Raw genomic sequence first — 18,803 nt, forward strand, 5'->3', positions numbered from 1 at the left:
ATAATGACGATATTTGGTTTTAGGAGGAGAAAGTAATGACAACAAAACTATATTATGAAGATACTTCAATTAAAGCTTGGGATTCTGAAGTTCTAACAGCTACTGAAAATGACGGCCATTTCTACGTAACATTGTTTGAAACGGCATTCTATCCAGAAGGTGGTGGCCAGCCAGCTGATCGCGGAAGGATTGGTGGAATTGAGGTATTAGATGTGCAAGTTAAAAATGAGGCGATTGTTCATGTTTTAGCCAGTAAGCCAGAACTAGGTAAGGTTCATTGTGAACTCGACTGGAAGCGCCGTTTTGACCATATGCAGCATCACAGCGGCCAGCATCTACTATCTGCTGTATGCCGTGAGTTATTTGATGCAAACACATTAAGTTTTCACTTAGGTACAGATTATGTGACGATTGATGTGGACATTAAAGATATTTCTCACGATCAAATGAAAACAATCGAACAACTTGCGAATCAATATATTTACGAAAATAAAAAGTTACATACCTATTTCATTACTTCTGAACAGCTTAAAGAATTGCCCGTCGTGAAGCTACCTAAGGTTACCGAAAATATTCGTATTGTCGAAATGGAAGGAATCGAATATAACCCATGTGGTGGAACACATGTCCGACAAACGGGGGAAATCGGAATAATTAAACTACTGAAAACGGAAAAACACAAAGGCTTCACTCGCATTTATTTCAAATGCGGATTTCGGGCATTACAAGATTTCCAAGAAAGCTTAACGATTCTCACAGCATTATCTAGTAAGTACAGTGCAGGACGGGATGACATTCTTGACCGTGTAAATAAGTCTGAGCAAAACCAAAAGCATCTACTTGAGGCAAACGAAAAATTAAAAGAAGAATTGGCATTCATTGAAATGAAAGAAATCCTGTCTGAAAACAACGGGTTTCTTATCACTCGCGAGTTTCCCAATAAAACTCTGAAAGAGCTACAATTGCTTGCCACGAAGATTACATCTGAACGAGAAGCGGTGGTCCTTTTCGGCTCTGTTTCAGAAAATAAAGCGGTCCTTTATCAAAATGGGATAAATGAGGTTCAATGCGGACAATTTTTCAAACAGAACTTAGGAAGGCATAGTGGAAAAGGCGGAGGAAACGACAAATCAGCTCAAGCTGGATTTCCCGATTATGAATCGTTAGCCGGTTTTTTAACCTTTGCAAAATTAGAACTAAAGAAATTAACAGAAAAATAATAGAAATATCTTTCTATAATTAAAATACTTAATCAACCAAACAAAATGCACAGTCTGAACCTTCCTCCTATTAACAAAAAATTGGTATGAAAGTTGGTTCAGACTGATAAAGTGAAACTTCAATCGGTGGGGGTCTTACTGCCCGTTAATGCGGGATAAATAGATCGAGGGTTCACTTTATTAAAAAATCCTCTTCTGAATTACCGATAAAATACAAGCGATGTAATGGCCTTGTCATGACCACATAAAGAAGTTTGATATCTAATTCACGTTCACGCTCATATCTTTCGTTCAAGGAAATCGCAAACACCGCATCAAACTCCAGACCTTTGGCAAGATACGAAGGCAAAATAACCAAACGTTCCTTAGGTATAGAAGCTTGTTCTTCAAGCAAGCAAACTGATGAATCAATCTCACTCAAAATATTATACACTTCGCGGCAATCATCCATTGTTTTCGCAATCACGGCAAATGTCCGCAATCCTTGCTCTTTCATTTTAGTAGTCCGCTCAAGTAGTTCTTTGCCCCATTGATCATCTTTAATTTCTATAAATGACGGTTTCTCACCATGACGAACTACAGGCTCTACTTGAGGAAAACGATAAGGCAATAAATCCAATAGTTTATTTGCTTCATTCATAATTTCTACTGTTGTTCGATAGCTTTTTTGAAGTTCAGTGTAGGTAGCCCTGGGAAAGATGCTCCGATGGACTTCGTCCCATTCCTCTAATCCTCGATACGAATAAATTCCTTGAGCAAGATCTCCGACGAGTGTAAACATATCAGTGTCTGAAGCTGTTTTTAATGCCTGCAGCTGCATAAAACTATAATCTTGAGCTTCATCAATGACAATATTCTTCGCTCGCTTTTCTTTATCCACTCCAAAAAGATGGGAATAAAGATAAAGAATCGCTCCTAAATCTTCAACTTCGTACTGCTTTCTTTTAAAAAACTGCGATTGATATACACAAAGTCGCTCTGCTTCATGAATAGTGAAAGAATTTTTACTATATGTAACTAGTATTTCTGGATCAGAGAACACTTCTTGATAATACTCAAAAATCGTTTTTCGTTCAAATTGTTTAAAGTAGTTTTTAACAGAATTGCGCACTTCTTTCTTAATTTCATCCTGGCGTTCTGCTTTCTTATCAAGACATTTTGTCACATATTCTCGGCGAATAGTAGGATCAATATTTTTATATAAGGCTTTCTCAATTCGAGCATCGTAGAACACCATCACTCGCTCAAGCATTGCTTTTTTCTTAGATTTCACTTGACTTTGCAAGATTTGTTTTAATTTTTCAATCCTAGTGTATATCGGCATATACCAATATTCTTCCATTACTAACTTTTTGAATTTTTTAGCAGAATATAAGCGATACTTGTCACAATAAAAATCTTCAGTTGGAACAAATCGATTTATTATGTCCATGATAAATTGATCAAGAATTCGTTTAAATTGCGAAGAACCCTTGATATTAGACACCCAGATAGACTCTAATGTATCCTCATCATTTTTTTCAAGTAGATCGATTAGTTTTTTATCAGGAACAAGCTTTAATTCACAATCAATTGCTACTTGGACATATTCAGTAAACGTAAATTGTTTTGCTTTCTCGACTCCTAACTCAGGGAGCGCCTCCGAAATATAATCGATAAATAGACGACTTGGAGCAAGAATCATCATTTGTCTTGGGTCGAACAAATCTTTGTAGTGATAAATGAAGTATGAAATCCTATGCAAGGCGATCGTAGTTTTTCCACTTCCAGCTGCTCCTTGAACGATAATTGGTTTATTTAAATCTGCTCGAATAATCTTGTTCTGTTCTTCCTGAATCGTCGAGACAATTTCTGTCAGGCGATTACTCGAACTCTTAGAAAGCGATTCTTGAAGAAGTTCATCGGTTGTCGTTAAGTCAATGTCTCGGATCTCTTCTAATTTTCCGCTGTCAATCATTAATTGCCGTTTTAACGTTATATCTCCCGAGAACTTCTCCCCTTCAGCTTCATAAGTTATCGGTCCAATTCGCCCCTCGTAGTAAAGGTTTGCAATCGGCGAACGCCAATCCACAATAATCTGCTCCTGATTTTCTCGCTGGTATAAGGATGCCTTGCCAAAATACAGCATTTCCTTTAGGCCATTTTCGTCACGTGAAAAATCGACCCGAGCGAAATATGGTTTACTTTTTGCTTTTCTTAAGATTTCCAACTCAGATTTGGACATATCAAAAAAATTGGCCGTTGTTAGCAATTCTGAATACCTTCCCGACTCTTGCCAATCTTCATCTCCAAATGTCTCTTGCATAATCTTCTTAAATTGATCTTTACTCGTTGCCGCAGTCTTAATAACGACGTCGATATACCGCTTCGTAAACTCCAATCTTTCTTGTTCATGTTTAAAATCCGGATGCTGCTGCGATGTCATTTTGTTCTCCTTTCATCTCTTGAAATAAGCGTCTTGACAATCGTTTGCAGCGGTGAAATGGATATTTATATTATCAGAAAACTCCGTCGAATACAAGCATTAAACCTTTTTCATAAAAACATTGACGAACTTCACACCGAGCTTTTGTCTTCAATTTATTCAAATCACTATGCAACTATTTTCAAATCGATAGTCGAAATTATTCCAAGATGTTCACAATTTCTCCAATCTTAGTTTTTTCTAGTAGAAAGCAACATTTTGAAAATTTCCTTTTTGTTTTATTTTTGCTGATTATAAACTCTGATTATTGATTTTCTAAAACTGTTTTAACTGCCTTTTCGATTTCGGCATAACCTGTACAGCGGCAAATATTTGATCCAAGCCACTCTTTAATGGTTTTATCATCAGCATCTGGATGTTGATGAATGAGTGAATGGCAGTTCATAATAAAGCCTGGCGTACAGTAACCACATTGAAACGCAAAGTTGTCAACGAAAGCTTGCTGAATAGGTGTTTTTTTCAACCCCTCTATCGTCGTAATATTTTTGCCAATGGCTTCGACAGCGAGCATCAAACACGATTTCATTGGCCAATCGTCAACATTCACCGTACATGCGCCACAGTCGCCATTTAAACAACCTGGCTTTGCCCCTGTCAAACCAAGCTTTCCTCTTATTGTATATAGCAGTGTGTCTGCTGACCGTACCGTCACCGTGCGCAAATCACCATTTACATATAATTCAATTATTTGGGATTTCATGCCTATCACACCCTTTTTCAATCTAGTAATTTTTTATGAATATAAAAAAATTTAACTAGCTCCCAATACTTCTAAAACATCATGCAATAAATTCCGCAATACAAAGAGTCTGTATTCTGCTGATCCTTCCACATCGTTAAGGATTGGGCCCGGTAATTCCGATAAAGCACTATTGACCCTATCCTCAATTGGCCACTCCCGATTATTTAATAAGGTCTCTACTATCTTGGACCTAAAGGGAAATGGACATAAACCGCTCAATGCAACCCTCACTTCTTCACCGATTTTTAAAGCTGCGACCGTGATTAAAGGATAGCCAGTGTCCCATTGTTGTCGTCGTTTTATACTAACAAACGGGGCAGTAACAAACCTCTTAGCCGTTGCGACTTGGATGAGAAACTCGCCGGTTCCCAATTGAAGCTGTTCATGAAACAAATTATTGATCGGTGACACTTTGATACCACTAGGTCCGACAATTACAACTTGACTGTCAGCTAGTAAAAACGGAAGTACAGTCTCACGGTAAAAAATTTGTGCACAAATATTGCCTCCAAGGGTGATTTTTCCACGAGAAGTGTGGTCAGCTACTTCACTCGCCGTTTTTGTTAATAATGGAAAATGATTGGTTTCTTCAATTTTTGTAAGAGATAATGTACTTCCGATGACGAGATAATCCCCTTCAAACTGCATGACCTTGCATTCGGCAATATCTTTCAAATCAATAACCGCTTCAGTGTGAACAAGATTAATTCTTCCTAGAGTGATTAATTCCGTACCACCCGAAATAAACATTGGCTTTTTCCTATTTTTTGCTGCAGTTTGGTAAAGATCGATCGCTTCTTTCAATGATGCTGGCTTATAATACTCAAAATCAAACGGTAACATTAGCTCTTCGCCTCCTTCGTTTTCCAGATCAACTCTGGAATTAGAGGTAAATGATGAAGTGAAACTCCAGCAGCAACAGACAAGGCATTCCCTAATGCACCCGGCATCCCTAGAAGTCCATGCTCGCCAACCCCACGTGCCCCGTACGGTGCTTCAAGGTCAGGGGTATGAACAAAATCAACAAGATATTCAGGGTTTTCTCCATAATGAAGCGGTCGGTAAGTACGTAGTTGCGGATTCAAAACTCGACCAAGTTGATCAAAATAAAAGGTTTCTCGTCCAGCGAACGCTAAACCCATACTCATTGCACCCATCACTTGACCTAACGCTGCTTTTTTATTTAATACAGTACCAATATCAACAACCGTTGCCGCCTTCACTAGTTGATATGTAAAATCACGGCGATCAAACTCTATTTCAACCCCATACGCAGCAACCGTCCATTCTGGTCCAGGCTTCCCTGCCCCTGTTTCAGGATCCAAATGGGTAAGATGGCGCATAATAAAATTCCCTGTCCCGATAATTTGGCCACCGATTGAGTTTCCATTTGGATATTGATATCCATAGCAAATATCTTGAAAATGGAGCCCCATTAAAGGATTGTCACGCAAAAATACCCGACTATCAGCTATTTCAAGATCTTCCTTCGGTGCCCTAAGTACAATTGAAGCTATCTCCCGCAACTGATTGATGACATCTTCTGCAGCTTCTAATAAGGCTCTTCCAGCCATGTAGATGCCCCTACTTGCGACAGTCTTCCAATGTTCTGGTGTTGTTTGTGTATCTACTTCCATCTTGACATGAATGTTGTCCACAATCATCTTCAACCTTTCTGCAAGAATTTGAGCAAGTACGGTTTTTGTCCCTGTACCTATTTCTATGACTCCTGACATTAGATTTATACTGCCATCGCGATTAAACGTTAAAATCACACCTGAGGGGGCGTTTGGATCAATTGTTGAAGTTTTCCAACTGCAACTAATTCCTTTCACTCTGACCAAGTGGTTATTCATCTCCTTGACCTGTCCCTCATCCCAACTGATTAATTCTTTCAATCTAACAATACATTTCTGCAAGTCCCCAACATTACTTTGATTCAAAAGAACCCTTGTTGGCGTTGTATGGCCTTTCATAATCGCATTTCGATAACGAAGTTCTAGAGGATCAATTTGTAATTTTTGTGCTAATAAATCCATAGTTCTTTCGATAGCAAATGAAAGTTCTGAATGACTGAAACCGCGAAATGGGGCTGGATATGGATGATTTGTGTACATACAATAAGAATCACACCATAAATTCTCAATATTATAAGGACCCGTACAGTCAACTGCTCCAGCTCTCGTAAGGTCAATAGCTTTATCCGAGTAAGCACCGCTATCCCATAAATAGCGAATTTCAGCTACTTTGATAATCCCAAGGTGGTCAGCTCCGAATTTTATTTTTGCATCCAAGCCGATATGGCATGGGGACATTAAAATATCTTCTTCTCTTGAATTTAATATTTTCACCGGCAGCCCACCAACTGCTTTCGACCCTAAATAGGCAAGGATTTCAAGTTGTACCGATGCCTTGCCGCCAAATGCACCACCAACGAATGGTGTTTCCACGATTATTTTTCCAATATCTTCATTAAAGTATTTCGCAATTAATTGTTTAACCATAAATGGGGCTTGTGATGATGTCATGATTTTGATGGTTCCATCGGGCAATATCTCTGCAATGGAACATCTAGTCTCCATCGCAACATGATCGGAAGGTGGGAATGAAAAATCTGCTTCGACAGTCGTTACACTTTCAGTCCAGCCTTTTTCCATATTACCTTTTCGGATTTTAATATGTGTTGCTATGTTTGTTCCTGGAACAGGGTAGGTATGATTATCTTTTATATATTCCCCTAAGCGCTCATGCACTAATGGGGCGTCCTTTTGAAACGCTTGTATCGGCGAATGAACTACAGGCAGTAATTCATACTGGACCTTTATCCGGTCGGCTGCCTTTTTGGCCTGACCTGGTGTATCAGCAATAACAAGAGCAATCGCTTCTCCATGGTAGCGTACCTTATCTACAGCGAGCGGTGGTCTATCACGAATATCTTCACCAGTAAGCGGAAATTCTTCTCCAGCGAGGATCGCTTTAACGCCAGGCATATTCCTCGCCTCTATTGTGTCGATTTTGACAATCTTAGCATGGCCATATGGACTAATAACAACTTTCCCCGAGAGCATAGTATTTGAGTGGTGGTCATGTGTGTATCTCGCTCTTCCGGTCACTTTATCCTGAGACTCCTTACGAAGGATACTTCTTCCAATAACATCCAATTTCACCACTCCGTATTCTTCAAAGTTTGTATTTTACTAAGTTTCGATAATATATTCCTAGTTTACAAATATTCATTTTGTAAGTTTTAGCCGTCCGAAATTGCCAGGGCTGATCTACCATATATTAAGGCTTATCTATAAAGCTACTTATCTAACTTTTCTCCATCTGCTGTTTCAAAAGTTGGTATTCTTCTTCTGTGTCAATATCCCAAAAATGAAGATCACTTTTTATTTCAAGTTTTTTTCCTTGTTCTTTTATTTCCTCACGGATAATAGTTCGAGCTCCTTGATCACCTGTTAATTCACATAACATTGGAAAGAGACTCTTTGCAAAAAGTACTGGTGGCTTTACTATTCCTTCATGTGTGAAAGAAATATAAGAAACAATTTGTGAGATTTTAAATTCATCAACTAAGCGATTTATCATCTGGCTCGTTACAAAGGGCTGATCTGCTAGTAAGACAACCACGCCAGCAGCACCCAGTTCAGCCGCCACCCTTACCCCTGCTTTAAGTGAAGCACTTTGGCCTTGATTAGCTTTTAAGCATTCCAAATAACTCCAACCCTTGATTTTCGAAAAAGGAGCCAACCATTTAAGGGAATCTCCCTTTCGAGTAATAGCAATTGTGTAATCTAATTTCGACTCAAGCGCCGCCCTGAAAGCCATACTTCCTATGAATTGATTACCAACTGGTAAGTTAAGCTTAGCTCTGCCCATTCTGCTACTTTTACCTGCCGCTAGATAAATTCCCACTAAACCAGAATGATTCATACATACTCCACTCTTTTATGAACCGGTTTTCTCCATACTTCAATCATTTCAGCTAAAACACTAATTGCAATCTCAAATGGACCTTTAGCCCCAATCGGCAAGCCAATAGGCGAATGAATCCAATCTGGAAGGTTTTCACACTTAAGAAGCCGTTTTGTTCTTTCTTTTGGTCCTAAAATACCTAAGTACCTTATCTTTTTATCTATTAATGACAAAAGAATTTGTTGGTCCCGTTGAAAGTGATGCGACATAATAACAACAAAGGCATCAGAAGAAATCGAGATAGTTTTCATAAGTTCAGTTGGAAAGCCAACAAAAAGCTGATCCGCATCTGGAAAATTCCTTTTCTGACAGAACTCTTCCCGCCAATCACACACAGTTACAGAAAAACCAGCTTCTGCGGCTAGAGAAACGAGCGGTTTAGCATCAGGACCTGCACCGAACACAATTAAATGTGGTTTCGGCTGATAAGTATGTTGAAAAATTGGCTGATCTGCCATAACTCCGCTTTTTACATCAAAATTTATTTCAGGTATTTGACCTGACCACTTACCAAATGCCTTATCTTTACTTGGGATAAAGAGATACTCCCCTACTTCTGAATACTTTTTCAACAAGACTACTTTTTGATTGGAATTTAGCAATTGCTTTACTAATATGAAATCTTTTTGAACTTTTCCATTGACTGGCTCAAGCAATATATCAATTGTTCCATTACAGCCAGCCCCTTGGCCCCACGCTAAATCTGTTTCTTCGCTCATATCGTACTGAAGCAAAATAGCTTTTTGTTTTTTCAACACTTCTTGTGCTTGAATCGCTAAATCTGTTTCTAAGCAACCAGCACTTAACATGCCTATTTGAGTTCCGTCTTCAAAAATAAGCATCTGAGAACCTTCTTTTTTATAGGCCGATCCTGCAACACGAATAACGGTCGCCAATGCTTTATTCCTTGTATCGCCAATCATTTCTAATACTCGGTAAATATCTTCCATATAATTCCCCCATCTCATACAAAACTCCTATGGCGTTAAAACTCCACCATTTCCTTTGAAGGGTCCAGCCTGTACATACAAAAAGGGTCTAACCTATTTATATTCACGATTACCCTATTCCTAGAATGAATAGTTTTTTTCTTAACATGATCATATACATATAAAAAAAGACCTTGTAAAGGGAGGAAAAGCATGAAATTAAGAAAATTTGTAGATCCTCTGCCAATTCCGCCTGTATTAAAGCCGTCTAGGCGTTCAGAGAATTATACGTATTATGAAGTGTCCATGAAGGAATCAAAGCAAGCTATTCATCGTGACATGCCGGAAACGACCATTTGGGGTTATGAAGGCATGTATCCAGGGCCAACGATTGAAGTCGTCCAAGGCGAAAAGGTATATGTTAAGTGGATAAATGATTTACCGGTTCACCATCTTTTTCCGATTGATCACACCGTACATGGAGCTGAAAAAGAAATTCCTAATGTAAGAACAGTTGTCCACCTTCACGGCGGTCGAACAGAGCCGGATAGTGACGGTTATCCCGATGCATGGTTCTCAAAAGGATTCGACGAATTCGGTTCATTTTTTCAAAAAAGGGTTTATGAATATGATAATCAGCAAAGCTCTCGTGCACTTTGGTATCATGATCATGCGATCGGGTTAACACGATTAAATATTTATGCCGGTTTGGCAGGACTTTATTTAATCCGTGATTGGCATGAGGGATCGTTAAACCTTCCAAGTGGCAAATATGAGGTTCCTTTATTACTTCAGGATCGTTCATTTAAGGAAGATGGATCTTTAGCCTATCCAGAGCATCCTAAGGACAATGTTTCTGGGATATCCCCTTCAATAATCCCTTCTTTTTTTGGTGATTCAATAGTTGTAAATGGGAAAGTTTGGCCGTATCTTGAAGTGGAGCCACGTAAGTATCGATTTCGTTTATTAAATGCAGCGAACGCACGCTTCTTTCACTTAACATTGGATTCAGGTCAGTTATTTTACCAAATTGGCACGGATAGTGGCTTCCTTGAACATTCAATTGGGGTGAAATCATTGTTGCTTGCACCCGCAGAACGGTTAGATGTGATCATTGATTTTTCAAATCTTATCGGTAAAATGATTACACTAAAAAATGCTGCCCCCACTCATTTTCCAATTGGAGATCCTGTTGATCCAGATACAACAGGGATTATTATGCAATTTCAAGTTACAAAACCGCTTTCCAATATCGATACAAGCGTTATACCTTCCTTTATGGGTCCTATTAATTGGCTAGCTGAACATACTGCAAGAAATGATAGATATCTACAATTAAGTGAGGAGAAGGACCAGTACGGGAGACCCTTATTCCTTCTTGATCAAAAAAAATGGGATGATCCTATTACTGAAAATCCACATGTTGGTTCGACTGAGATTTGGAATTTTATTAATACGGACGAGGATGACCACCCCATCCACATCCATCTTGTTCAATTTCAATTGCTTGACCGACGCTCTTTCGATGTGAATCATTTTAAGCAAACAAAGCAAATCAAATACACGAGCCGCCCTTTTCCACCTCATCCCGGGGAACGAGGCTGGAAAGATACAATTCGTTGTCCACCTGGTCAGATTACCCGTGTTATCATTCCATTTTTCCCTTACACAGGTCAATATGTGTGGCATTGCCATATGCTCGAGCATGAAGATTATGAAATGATGCGGCCCTACCGCGTCCTTCCACCGAGTTAACCTTTGTTGCTAGGCAGCTGACCCAGTTTTTTCAATAAGCTTCTCGTTTCATAAAATAAAGAAATATGAAATTGCTGTTCTTCAAGATCAGCAGGAATAACAACCTTCAATGTTTCACCCTTTAGCCGAAATACTAAAGGAATTTCTTTTGTCTGAAATAAAGAAGTTACTGCTTTGATCTGGTCAGCCCATATAGATTGCTGAACTGGAGTTATTGTCCCAGCTTCAGACCAAGCTGTTAGTATCGCTACTATATTTGAGAGATAAGAATAACTTTGAGAAAGGTAATATATCCTTTGTTGGAAACTTTGCAGATCTTTCTTACTTCTTTTCGCGAATGGATTAAATGAAAGGCTATCTGCTGCAACTTTTATTAAATTCTTAGTTTGATGAAGCTCTTCGAGTATTCGATTTGTCTCTATTTGTATGGCATAGCCAATGTGTTTCTCAAGTCCAGACTCGGCCCACTCTGTTACTTTAGTAAAGGTTGCTGTTAAATGATCAACGAAATGATCGATACTTTTTGAAACCTGTTCTGTGTAATTCGGTGGGTATATGAGCATATGTAAAATAACAGCAACAAGCGCACCAATCAACGTATCACGGAAACGATCCATTGGATAATTACCAGATTTATGCCCTAAAACGAAGACGAGCAGCACCGTTAGCGCGACTTGATGGATAGTCGTTTCATCAGTTTTTAACCATTTAGCGACAAAACATGCGATAAGAATGAGTGCTCCAATTGTCCAGCCATTTACTTTTAAGTGTGGAGCAAAAAGGACGACAATTGAAATGCCAATAATCGTCCCGACCATTCGATGATAGGAAAAGCGAATGGACCGTTTAATCGTCGTTTGTAAACAAAGAATGACTGAAATAGGTGCCAAATAAGGATGATGTGATCCAGCTAATTTAGCAATCTCCCAAGACAGGGCGGAAGCAAGAGCCATTTTCAAAATAAGAAGTGCCTTGTTTTCCATTTGTTTTTTTAATTGTTCGTTATTTTTCATTAGAAATATGACCCCATTTTTCACCATAGTAGATGATTTGTAATTAAGGATACCCATTCATCCAGTTCTTTATTTTTTTATCTTGGCATATATAAACACTGTAAGAGGATAAGGAGGGTGCCATGTCAAACGAACATAAACAAGAAGCGCAAGATATTATCAACTGTAAAATTATAACAGTCAGTGATTCCAGAACAATTGATACGGATTACAGCGGCCAGTTAATGAAAGAAATGCTTTTAAAATACGACCATAATGTGACAGCTTATGAACTTGTTTCGGATGAAAAGGCGGAAATTATACAGGCGTTTCATTCCGGATGCAATGATCATAAGGTAGATGTAATTTTACTAAACGGTGGAACGGGACTTGCTAAAAGAGATGTAACGATTGAAAGTATTCAACCTTTATTAGATAAAGAAATGATCGGATTTGGTGAGATTTTCCGTATTATTAGCTATCTGGAAGATATCGGTTCTGCCGCTATCCTTTCACGGGCAATTGCCGGTGTCTCAAGCAATACAGCTATTTTTTGCACCCCTGGATCAATAGGTGCAGTTAAACTGGCAATGGAAAAGTTAATTCTTCCAGAACTCAGGCATGTGGTCCGTGAAATTAGAAAAGATTTATACACTTTCTAAAATGCTGATCAATTGAACATTTACCTAAAGCTAGTTTACATACTTTCTTTCATAATGGTTCCACTATTTACCAGTGTGTGTACCGAGAAACAAAATCAAGTCGAACTGACCATTTCGGTGGCGGCCAGTTTAAAAGATAGTATGGTAGTTATTAAGAAAGATTTCGAAAAGGAAAACCGAGGCATATCTCTTTGAGAGTGGAAGTTTATGGACCAGAATTATTTTTTTCCCATTCAATTATCGTTAATCGTTTCATTTTCAGCAGCTCTTGCTGTTTTTTTCAGTGGAGTATTAGTAGGTAAGTTGTTCACTATAAAATCATTTAAAGGAAAAATCATCCTTGAAACAATTCTAATGCTACCACTCTTTTTACCACCTTCTGTAATTGGTTTTTCATTATTTTTAATCTTTGGAGCAAACTCAGCTATTGGCCAAGTTTTTGAAACTTGGACAGGAAGTACAATCCTGTTCACCCCCTTTGCTGCAATAATAGCTGCAAGCGTCGTCGCGTTTCCACTCATGTTTCAATCAGCCAAAGCAGGGTTCACAATAGTTAATAAAGATATCGAAAATGCCGCAAAAGTAGATGGGGCTTCTAATTGGAGCGTTTTCACGAAAATTTCAATTCCTTTGTAGTAAATCCCTTGTTGCTGGCGGCGTTTTGAGCTTTACCAGTGCACTCGGTGAATTTGGGGCAACACTTATGTTCGCCGGCAATCTTCCCGGTAAAACGCAAACAATTCCCTACCGCGATTTATATTGCCGTAGAGTCCGGCGATACCAAACTTGCTGCCAGCTATGTTTTGGTTAGCATCACATTAGCTTTTATTTTACTTAGACTACTTCAAATACTTAACAAACGAAATGATTCATACTAGTGCCTATCTAATACAAAACGCTTAGCAATAATTAGCTAAGCGTTTTTTGACTGAAGGGACGATCCTTCGCAGGTAATTAATTTTGCCAAACTACTAAGCATAAAATCTAATTTTATCGAGAAAGTATCCAAAATCCTATTTTTGCAAAAATGATCATTATGGTAAGGCAAGTGTAGCGGCTTCATGGTAAAAAATATTTGTCCGTTATACAGGTTTTGTAAATTCATTTCTACTATAATCACCACTCTCACCGCCTGTCTTACTAACTAAAAATGTCGGTCCAATGATGATCCCTTTGTGAATAGATTTACACATATCATATACCGTTAAGGCACAAACGGAAGCTGCGGTGAGCACCTCCATTTCAACACCCGTGCTCCCCTTCGTTTTTGCAGAACATTTAATATTTAATCGGTAAGCATCTTCCACCCTTTCCCAGTGAAAAACTATATCGATGCTAGTTAAAGCAATCGGGTGGCACATCGGGATGATTTGGCTCGTTTGCTTCGCTGCCATAATTCCTGCAACTTGGGCTACGGCAAGAACGTCTCCTTTATCCATTGAGCCATTCGCAATTTTATTGTGTATTTCATTTGTTAATAATAGACTGGATTGGGCAATGGCTGTTCGACTCGTCTCATTTTTGTTGGTAATATCGACTATTTTAGCTCGACCCTGTTCATTGAAATGCGTAAATTCTATCATTCCACACTCCCTTTTTTCAAAAAGATCCATCATTGTATTCAGCCACCAATATATGACATCCCAATTTTCTTACGACTGATTGCCTGAAGATCGGTCCGTTCGTCTGAATAGCGATCTGTCCGGTTATTCCATACTTGCCAAATCGCATTAGACAGCTCGTTATTTGTCGCATTTTCTCGAAGAAGTTGCCGTAAATCATAACCGTTAGAGGCAAATAAACATGTATACAATTTTCCGTCCGATGATAAACGTGCACGTGTACAAGATGAGCAAAAAGATTTAGAGACAGACGGTATAAAACCGATTTCTGAATCACTATTTTCATAACGGTAACGCTCGGCCACTTCACCGAAATAATTAGCATCCACAGGAATTAATTGATATTGATTGAGCAATTCACTTAAAATTTCTTTTTTCGAAACTACTTTCTGAAAACTCCAGTCGTTATCATTGCCAACATCCATGAATTCAATAAACCGAAGCGTAATATGTTTTTCTTTAAAATAAGCGCTCATCGGAATAACTTCTTGTTCATTGACACCTCTTTGAACGACCATATTAACTTTTACTGAAAAGCCTAGACTTTTAACATACTCGATATTCTCAAGTATCAAACCTGGATTGATGCCACGCCCATTCATTTTGCTGAATATATCTTTGGACAATGCATCAAGGCTAATATTCAAGCGCCGCAGACCCGCCTCATAAAGAGCTTTTCCGTATTTATTCAAAAGCAATCCATTCGTTGTCAAGCCAATATCCTTTAGCCCTTCTAATTTCCTGAGCATTTTGATGAATTCTGGCAAACCGTTACGAAGCAGTGGTTCACCACCAGTCAGACGAATTTTTTTTACACCCATTTGAACAAAGATTGAAGCAAGTCTTGTCATTTCTTCAAAAGTTAATAATTCACTTTTTGGCAAAAACACATACTTATCACCAAACACTTCTTTCGGCATGCAGTACGTGCAGCGAAAATTGCAGCGATCAGTTACTGATATGCGTAAATCGCGCAAAGGCCTGCTTAAGGTATCTGTAAGCGGTTGTTTCATCATATCAGTCCTTTACGATTCTCTTTCATTTTACCCACCACTTACCGGAGGAATAAAAGCGACAATATCGCCCGGATTTATTTCTTCTGTTTCTAATACATATTCTTCATTTACTGCGACTTGCCATGAATAGTCTGTAAATCCTGGATAAGTCTCATCCGCCCATTTGATAAGCTCCGCAACTGTTCCCTCTGACCATAAAATCGTTTCTTCTATTTTTTGGGTCAACTCTTTGATTTGTGCAAAATAATAAAGTTGAATCATGGTACTCCACCTCACAACGGTTTATTCGTTTGCTCACCCACCCATTTTTCACCATCTTCCCAAATTTCTTTTTTCCAAATGGGGACGTGTTTTTTTATTTGTTCAATTGCAAATTCATTAGCTTTATATGCTATTTGTCGGTGCGGTGAAGATACAGCTATGATTACTGCAGTTTCAGAAATTTGCAATCTACCGATTCGATGGGCAATTGCAATACGAGTTCCCGGCCACTTCCTTTGAATATCAGCTCCAATTTCGGCAAGTATTTTCTCAGCCATTGGTACATAAGCTTCATATTCTAAAAACAGCGTTCGCTTTCCATTCGTCCACTCTCTAACAATACCGGAAAAGAGCGTTACTGCACCTACTTCTGCATGTGTTACGTATCGTAAATAACGATTAGGACTTAACACTTCTGAAGTAACTTCAAATGGATTCATACTTTCCTCCGTCTAAAGATTTTTTTGGATGGACAATCCAGAAATGTAAAGCACCTTACTCATGTATGAACCAGTTTTCTCCCCCTTCATCCAAACCAAGTAACAAGACATCCACTAATTCTCCTTTCTTATATCCCTCTGTTCCACCTGGGAGAACTATGAACGAATTGCCTCGTGCAATCGAAGTAACAGAGTTCGATTTATTAAAACCTGCAGGATAAACTATTACGCCTGTTGGACTTGATTCGTAGATGGCCCGGATAAATTGCGTAAACGAATTTGCTTGTAAATCTTCCTGTAAAACGGCTTTATTATAAGGTAAATATGGCTTGTTTGAACCGATCATAGCCAATAGCGCTGGTCGAACAAACAATTCAAAGCCGACAAAGCTGGAACTAGGATTTCCAGACAAGCCAAATAATAAACCATTATCCGTATGTGCAACAGTTGTCACACTACCTGGACGCATTTTTACTTTATTAAATAGAACTTCAGCCCCCATCCTTTCAAAAACAGCTGGTAAGTAATCAAAGTCTCCTACCGACACGCCCCCAGTTGTAATTACCGCATCGCAATCTTTTGCTGCTTGCTTAACTGATAAATAACAGGACTCTACATCATCATCTAATACACCTAGCCATCTAGGCTCGACACCAAGTCTTTTAAGCTGGGCGATTACCATCGGACCATTAGAATTTCGAATTTTCCCTGGTTTAAGCGGTGTTGAAACATCCAGTAATTCAGAGCCAGTAACTAGCAAACCAACAACAGGTCGTTTCGCCACTTTCACATGCGTATAGCCAAACGTCGCTAAAACAGCAATAACGCCTGGAGTAATATGAGATCCTTTTTCAATAATGACATCACCTTTTTTTGCATCTTCTCCTTTTAAGGATACATTTTCAAGTTGAGTAAACGACTTGCGAATTGTAAATGAATCTTCACTACTAACTGTTTCCTCGAGCATTACCACCGCATCCGATTCTTTCGGTAGTTCAGCACCCGTCATAATACGAACTGCTTTATTTTTGCCAAGCAGTGCGGTCGATACATCGCCTGCAGCAATGCGATCAATCACTGTAAAAGCTATTGGTGAATGACTGGCAGCACCTGTTGTATCTACAGAACGAACCGCATAACCGTCATAAATAGAACGGTTAAATGGCGGGACATCATGGATTGCCAATACAGGTTCTGCTAAAACACGCCCTGCCGCTTCAGATAGAGGAATAATTTCTATTTGAATTTTATCTACTTTTTTCATAATTTTTGAGATTGCTTCTTTTACCGTGATTGGATTCCTGTTTTCAATAATAGCTAATGACCCCCTCTCGAGAGAATAATGTGTAGATTCGATAAGAAACACTACTCCTTGTTAGAAAGTAGATTCGGTGCGAAATAATCATAAAAATTCACTCACTAGTCAGGTGAAGCATTGAAAGTTTCAACTATTCTACTTATATTCGGACATGTATTACAAAATGCCCCCATAATAATGATATAGTTTCAACCGAAAAATTGATGATACAATGATTTCGCTTCGTTCACATCTCGAATTCCATGTATGAGTATACGACCATTGGCAAATATCATTACACGACAGCCCTCAAATTCTATTTGAACGAAGTAAGGAGTTCGTTTTGACGGGAGTCTTTGTTTTTTTGCTACATTTTCACCATCATCAAGTGTGAGTGTTCGCCCATTAGCTGGAATAATTTGTACTGAATCACGGCCACAAAATGAAGCATATTTTGTTTGAGCTGATCGTTGAAGCGCAGGGTACATACGTTTTTCCCCACATGAAGGGCAATCAGACCGCTTCATATTTTCTATTCCAAATTGATGCTGTTGATTAGTCCAGACATCAAGCCAAACCAGCTTTTTTTTCATATTATCTTTATCACCGCATAAATATTTGAACACTTCAGCACATTGAAAAGCAGCCGTCATATAAACCGCAGGAGCAATCACTCCAACCGTGGAACAGGTATCGTTAGTAGCTGGTAAAGCGGGCAATAAACAGCGAAAACAGGCAGATGAATCTGAATAAAAGGACTTCACAACACTCGTGCTTCCCACACACGCACCGTAAATCCACGGAATTTGATGCTTCAAACTGGCGTCATTAACGATCAGCCTTGTTTCAAAATTATCAGTTCCATCGACAATAATATCGCTTCGTTTGGCAAATTGTTCAATCAGTTCAGCATCTGCATGATCAAATACCGTTTTGACTTGAACATGCTGATTTACTTGATTAATTCGTCTTTTTGCGGCTTCTACTTTGGGTATCATCTCATTAGCATCTTGTTCGGTGTACAGCGTTTGACGATGTAAATTAGATATTTCAACATAATCTCGATCTACAAGAATTAATGTTCCAATACCAGCTCGAGCGAGAATATCTGCCGCCGCTGATCCGAGCGCGCCGCAGCCAATAATAGTTACGCAAGCTTCCTGAAGCCTTTGCTGGCCTTCTGTACCAAGCATTTGAAATCGCTTCTGCTGTATAAATCGATCGTTCATTCCCTACACTCCCTACTTCGAATCCCTTTTTTCAGAATTAGCATGAAGTCTCAAAAACTTAATGAATTTTGAACTCTCCTGTTATTATCCTTTCGTCATTATGACCCCATTCCAGTTATTACAATTGGAAGCGAACCATACTACACAATCACTATCTACATTTTTCTCTATAAAAAAT

At 38.8% G+C, this 18,803-nt stretch carries 16 protein-coding genes and 1 pseudogene; 4 read left to right on the forward strand and 13 right to left on the reverse strand.

Annotation, left to right across the window (positions count from 1 at the left end):
- Positions 1–35: 35 nt before the first annotated feature.
- Entirely contained in the window at positions 36–1,220 is a 1,185-nt protein-coding gene (locus V179_RS0110440) for an alanyl-tRNA editing protein (RefSeq protein WP_028391391.1), read from the forward strand.
- A 172-nt stretch (positions 1,221–1,392) separates the two neighbouring features.
- Here the strand turns inward: V179_RS0110440 and helD are convergent, their stop codons facing one another.
- The 6 genes from helD to V179_RS0110470 form a co-directional block, all read right to left on the reverse strand.
- A complete protein-coding gene (gene helD, locus V179_RS0110445) occupies positions 1,393–3,645 on the reverse strand; it encodes an RNA polymerase recycling motor HelD (RefSeq protein ID WP_028391392.1) in 2,253 nt (750 codons plus the stop codon).
- Between the two features lie 304 nt (positions 3,646–3,949).
- On the reverse strand, positions 3,950–4,405 hold the full coding sequence (locus V179_RS0110450) for a (2Fe-2S)-binding protein (RefSeq protein ID WP_028391393.1): 456 nt from the start codon (positions 4,403–4,405) through the stop codon (positions 3,950–3,952).
- Between the two features lie 51 nt (positions 4,406–4,456).
- Positions 4,457–5,290 carry an FAD binding domain-containing protein gene (locus tag V179_RS0110455; RefSeq protein ID WP_028391394.1) on the reverse strand — a complete coding sequence of 278 codons (834 nt, stop codon included), beginning with the start codon at positions 5,288–5,290 and terminating at the stop codon, positions 4,457–4,459.
- Positions 5,290–7,608 (reverse strand): xanthine dehydrogenase family protein molybdopterin-binding subunit, encoded by a 2,319-nt coding sequence (locus V179_RS0110460; RefSeq protein WP_028391395.1) that lies wholly within the window; start codon positions 7,606–7,608, stop codon positions 5,290–5,292. Before V179_RS0110460 ends, V179_RS0110455 begins: the two co-directional genes overlap by 1 nt.
- Before the next feature lie 151 nt (positions 7,609–7,759).
- Positions 7,760–8,380 carry a nucleotidyltransferase family protein gene (locus tag V179_RS0110465; RefSeq protein WP_028391396.1) on the reverse strand — a complete coding sequence of 207 codons (621 nt, stop codon included), beginning with the start codon at positions 8,378–8,380 and terminating at the stop codon, positions 7,760–7,762.
- Entirely contained in the window at positions 8,377–9,372 is a 996-nt protein-coding gene (locus V179_RS0110470; RefSeq protein ID WP_028391397.1) for an XdhC family protein, read from the reverse strand. Before V179_RS0110470 ends, V179_RS0110465 begins: the two co-directional genes overlap by 4 nt.
- Positions 9,373–9,564: 192 nt before the next feature.
- Between V179_RS0110470 and V179_RS0110475 the strand changes: the two genes are divergently transcribed.
- Positions 9,565–11,106, forward strand: a complete 1,542-nt coding sequence (locus tag V179_RS0110475; RefSeq protein WP_028391398.1) for a multicopper oxidase family protein — start codon at positions 9,565–9,567, stop codon at positions 11,104–11,106.
- Here V179_RS0110475 and V179_RS27760 read toward each other — a convergent pair.
- Positions 11,103–12,119 carry an FUSC family protein gene (locus V179_RS27760; RefSeq protein ID WP_051404927.1) on the reverse strand — a complete coding sequence of 339 codons (1,017 nt, stop codon included), beginning with the start codon at positions 12,117–12,119 and terminating at the stop codon, positions 11,103–11,105. The genes V179_RS0110475 and V179_RS27760 overlap by 4 nt on opposite strands.
- Before the next feature lie 122 nt (positions 12,120–12,241).
- Between V179_RS27760 and V179_RS0110485 the strand changes: the two genes are divergently transcribed.
- Together V179_RS0110485 and modB are read left to right on the forward strand one after the other, a co-directional pair.
- On the forward strand, positions 12,242–12,760 hold the full coding sequence (locus tag V179_RS0110485; RefSeq protein ID WP_028391399.1) for a MogA/MoaB family molybdenum cofactor biosynthesis protein: 519 nt from the start codon (positions 12,242–12,244) through the stop codon (positions 12,758–12,760).
- A 207-nt stretch (positions 12,761–12,967) separates the two neighbouring features.
- Positions 12,968–13,638 (forward strand): annotated as a pseudogene (gene modB / locus V179_RS27765) (molybdate ABC transporter permease subunit).
- A 204-nt stretch (positions 13,639–13,842) separates the two neighbouring features.
- Here modB and moaC read toward each other — a convergent pair.
- From moaC to V179_RS0110520, 6 genes are all read right to left on the reverse strand, one after another.
- A complete protein-coding gene (gene moaC, locus V179_RS0110495; RefSeq protein ID WP_028391400.1) occupies positions 13,843–14,343 on the reverse strand; it encodes a cyclic pyranopterin monophosphate synthase MoaC in 501 nt (166 codons plus the stop codon).
- 38 nt (positions 14,344–14,381) lie between these two features.
- Entirely contained in the window at positions 14,382–15,398 is a 1,017-nt protein-coding gene (gene moaA / locus V179_RS0110500; protein ID WP_028391401.1) for a GTP 3',8-cyclase MoaA, read from the reverse strand.
- A 27-nt stretch (positions 15,399–15,425) separates the two neighbouring features.
- Complete coding sequence (locus V179_RS0110505) at positions 15,426–15,659, reverse strand: MoaD/ThiS family protein (RefSeq protein WP_028391402.1); 234 nt, start codon at positions 15,657–15,659, stop codon at positions 15,426–15,428.
- An 11-nt stretch (positions 15,660–15,670) separates the two neighbouring features.
- Positions 15,671–16,099, reverse strand: a complete 429-nt coding sequence (locus tag V179_RS0110510) for a molybdenum cofactor biosynthesis protein MoaE (RefSeq protein WP_028391403.1) — start codon at positions 16,097–16,099, stop codon at positions 15,671–15,673.
- Between the two features lie 55 nt (positions 16,100–16,154).
- Positions 16,155–17,414 carry a molybdopterin molybdotransferase MoeA gene (locus V179_RS0110515; protein ID WP_028391404.1) on the reverse strand — a complete coding sequence of 420 codons (1,260 nt, stop codon included), beginning with the start codon at positions 17,412–17,414 and terminating at the stop codon, positions 16,155–16,157.
- Between the two features lie 191 nt (positions 17,415–17,605).
- Complete coding sequence (locus V179_RS0110520; RefSeq protein WP_028391405.1) at positions 17,606–18,625, reverse strand: ThiF family adenylyltransferase; 1,020 nt, start codon at positions 18,623–18,625, stop codon at positions 17,606–17,608.
- Positions 18,626–18,803: the final 178 nt, after the last annotated feature.

The sequence above is a fragment of the Bacillus cihuensis genome (assembly GCF_000504145.1).
GTDB lineage: Bacteria > Bacillota > Bacilli > Bacillales > DSM-1321 > Peribacillus > Peribacillus huizhouensis.

Excerpts from the sequence above, each read along its gene's own strand:
- moaA (WP_028391401.1), bottom strand. The coding sequence starts at position 15,398 with ATGATGAAACAACCGCTTACAGATACCTTAAGCAGGCCTTTGCGCGAT.
- V179_RS0110485 (WP_028391399.1), top strand. The coding sequence starts at position 12,242 with ATGTCAAACGAACATAAACAAGAAGCGCAAGATATTATCAACTGTAAA.
- V179_RS0110455 (WP_028391394.1), bottom strand. The coding sequence starts at position 5,290 with ATGTTACCGTTTGATTTTGAGTATTATAAGCCAGCATCATTGAAAGAA.
- V179_RS0110450 (WP_028391393.1), bottom strand. The coding sequence starts at position 4,405 with ATGAAATCCCAAATAATTGAATTATATGTAAATGGTGATTTGCGCACG.
- V179_RS27760 (WP_051404927.1), bottom strand. The coding sequence starts at position 12,119 with ATGAAAAATAACGAACAATTAAAAAAACAAATGGAAAACAAGGCACTT.
- V179_RS0110475 (WP_028391398.1), top strand. The coding sequence starts at position 9,565 with ATGAAATTAAGAAAATTTGTAGATCCTCTGCCAATTCCGCCTGTATTA.
- V179_RS0110520 (WP_028391405.1), bottom strand. The coding sequence starts at position 18,625 with ATGAACGATCGATTTATACAGCAGAAGCGATTTCAAATGCTTGGTACA.
- V179_RS0110510 (WP_028391403.1), bottom strand. The coding sequence starts at position 16,099 with ATGAATCCATTTGAAGTTACTTCAGAAGTGTTAAGTCCTAATCGTTAT.
- V179_RS0110465 (WP_028391396.1), bottom strand. The coding sequence starts at position 8,380 with ATGAATCATTCTGGTTTAGTGGGAATTTATCTAGCGGCAGGTAAAAGT.
- V179_RS0110440 (WP_028391391.1), top strand. The coding sequence starts at position 36 with ATGACAACAAAACTATATTATGAAGATACTTCAATTAAAGCTTGGGAT.
- helD (WP_028391392.1), bottom strand. The coding sequence starts at position 3,645 with ATGACATCGCAGCAGCATCCGGATTTTAAACATGAACAAGAAAGATTG.
- moaC (WP_028391400.1), bottom strand. The coding sequence starts at position 14,343 with ATGATAGAATTTACGCATTTCAATGAACAGGGTCGAGCTAAAATAGTC.
- V179_RS0110505 (WP_028391402.1), bottom strand. The coding sequence starts at position 15,659 with ATGATTCAACTTTATTATTTTGCACAAATCAAAGAGTTGACCCAAAAA.
- V179_RS0110470 (WP_028391397.1), bottom strand. The coding sequence starts at position 9,372 with ATGGAAGATATTTACCGAGTATTAGAAATGATTGGCGATACAAGGAAT.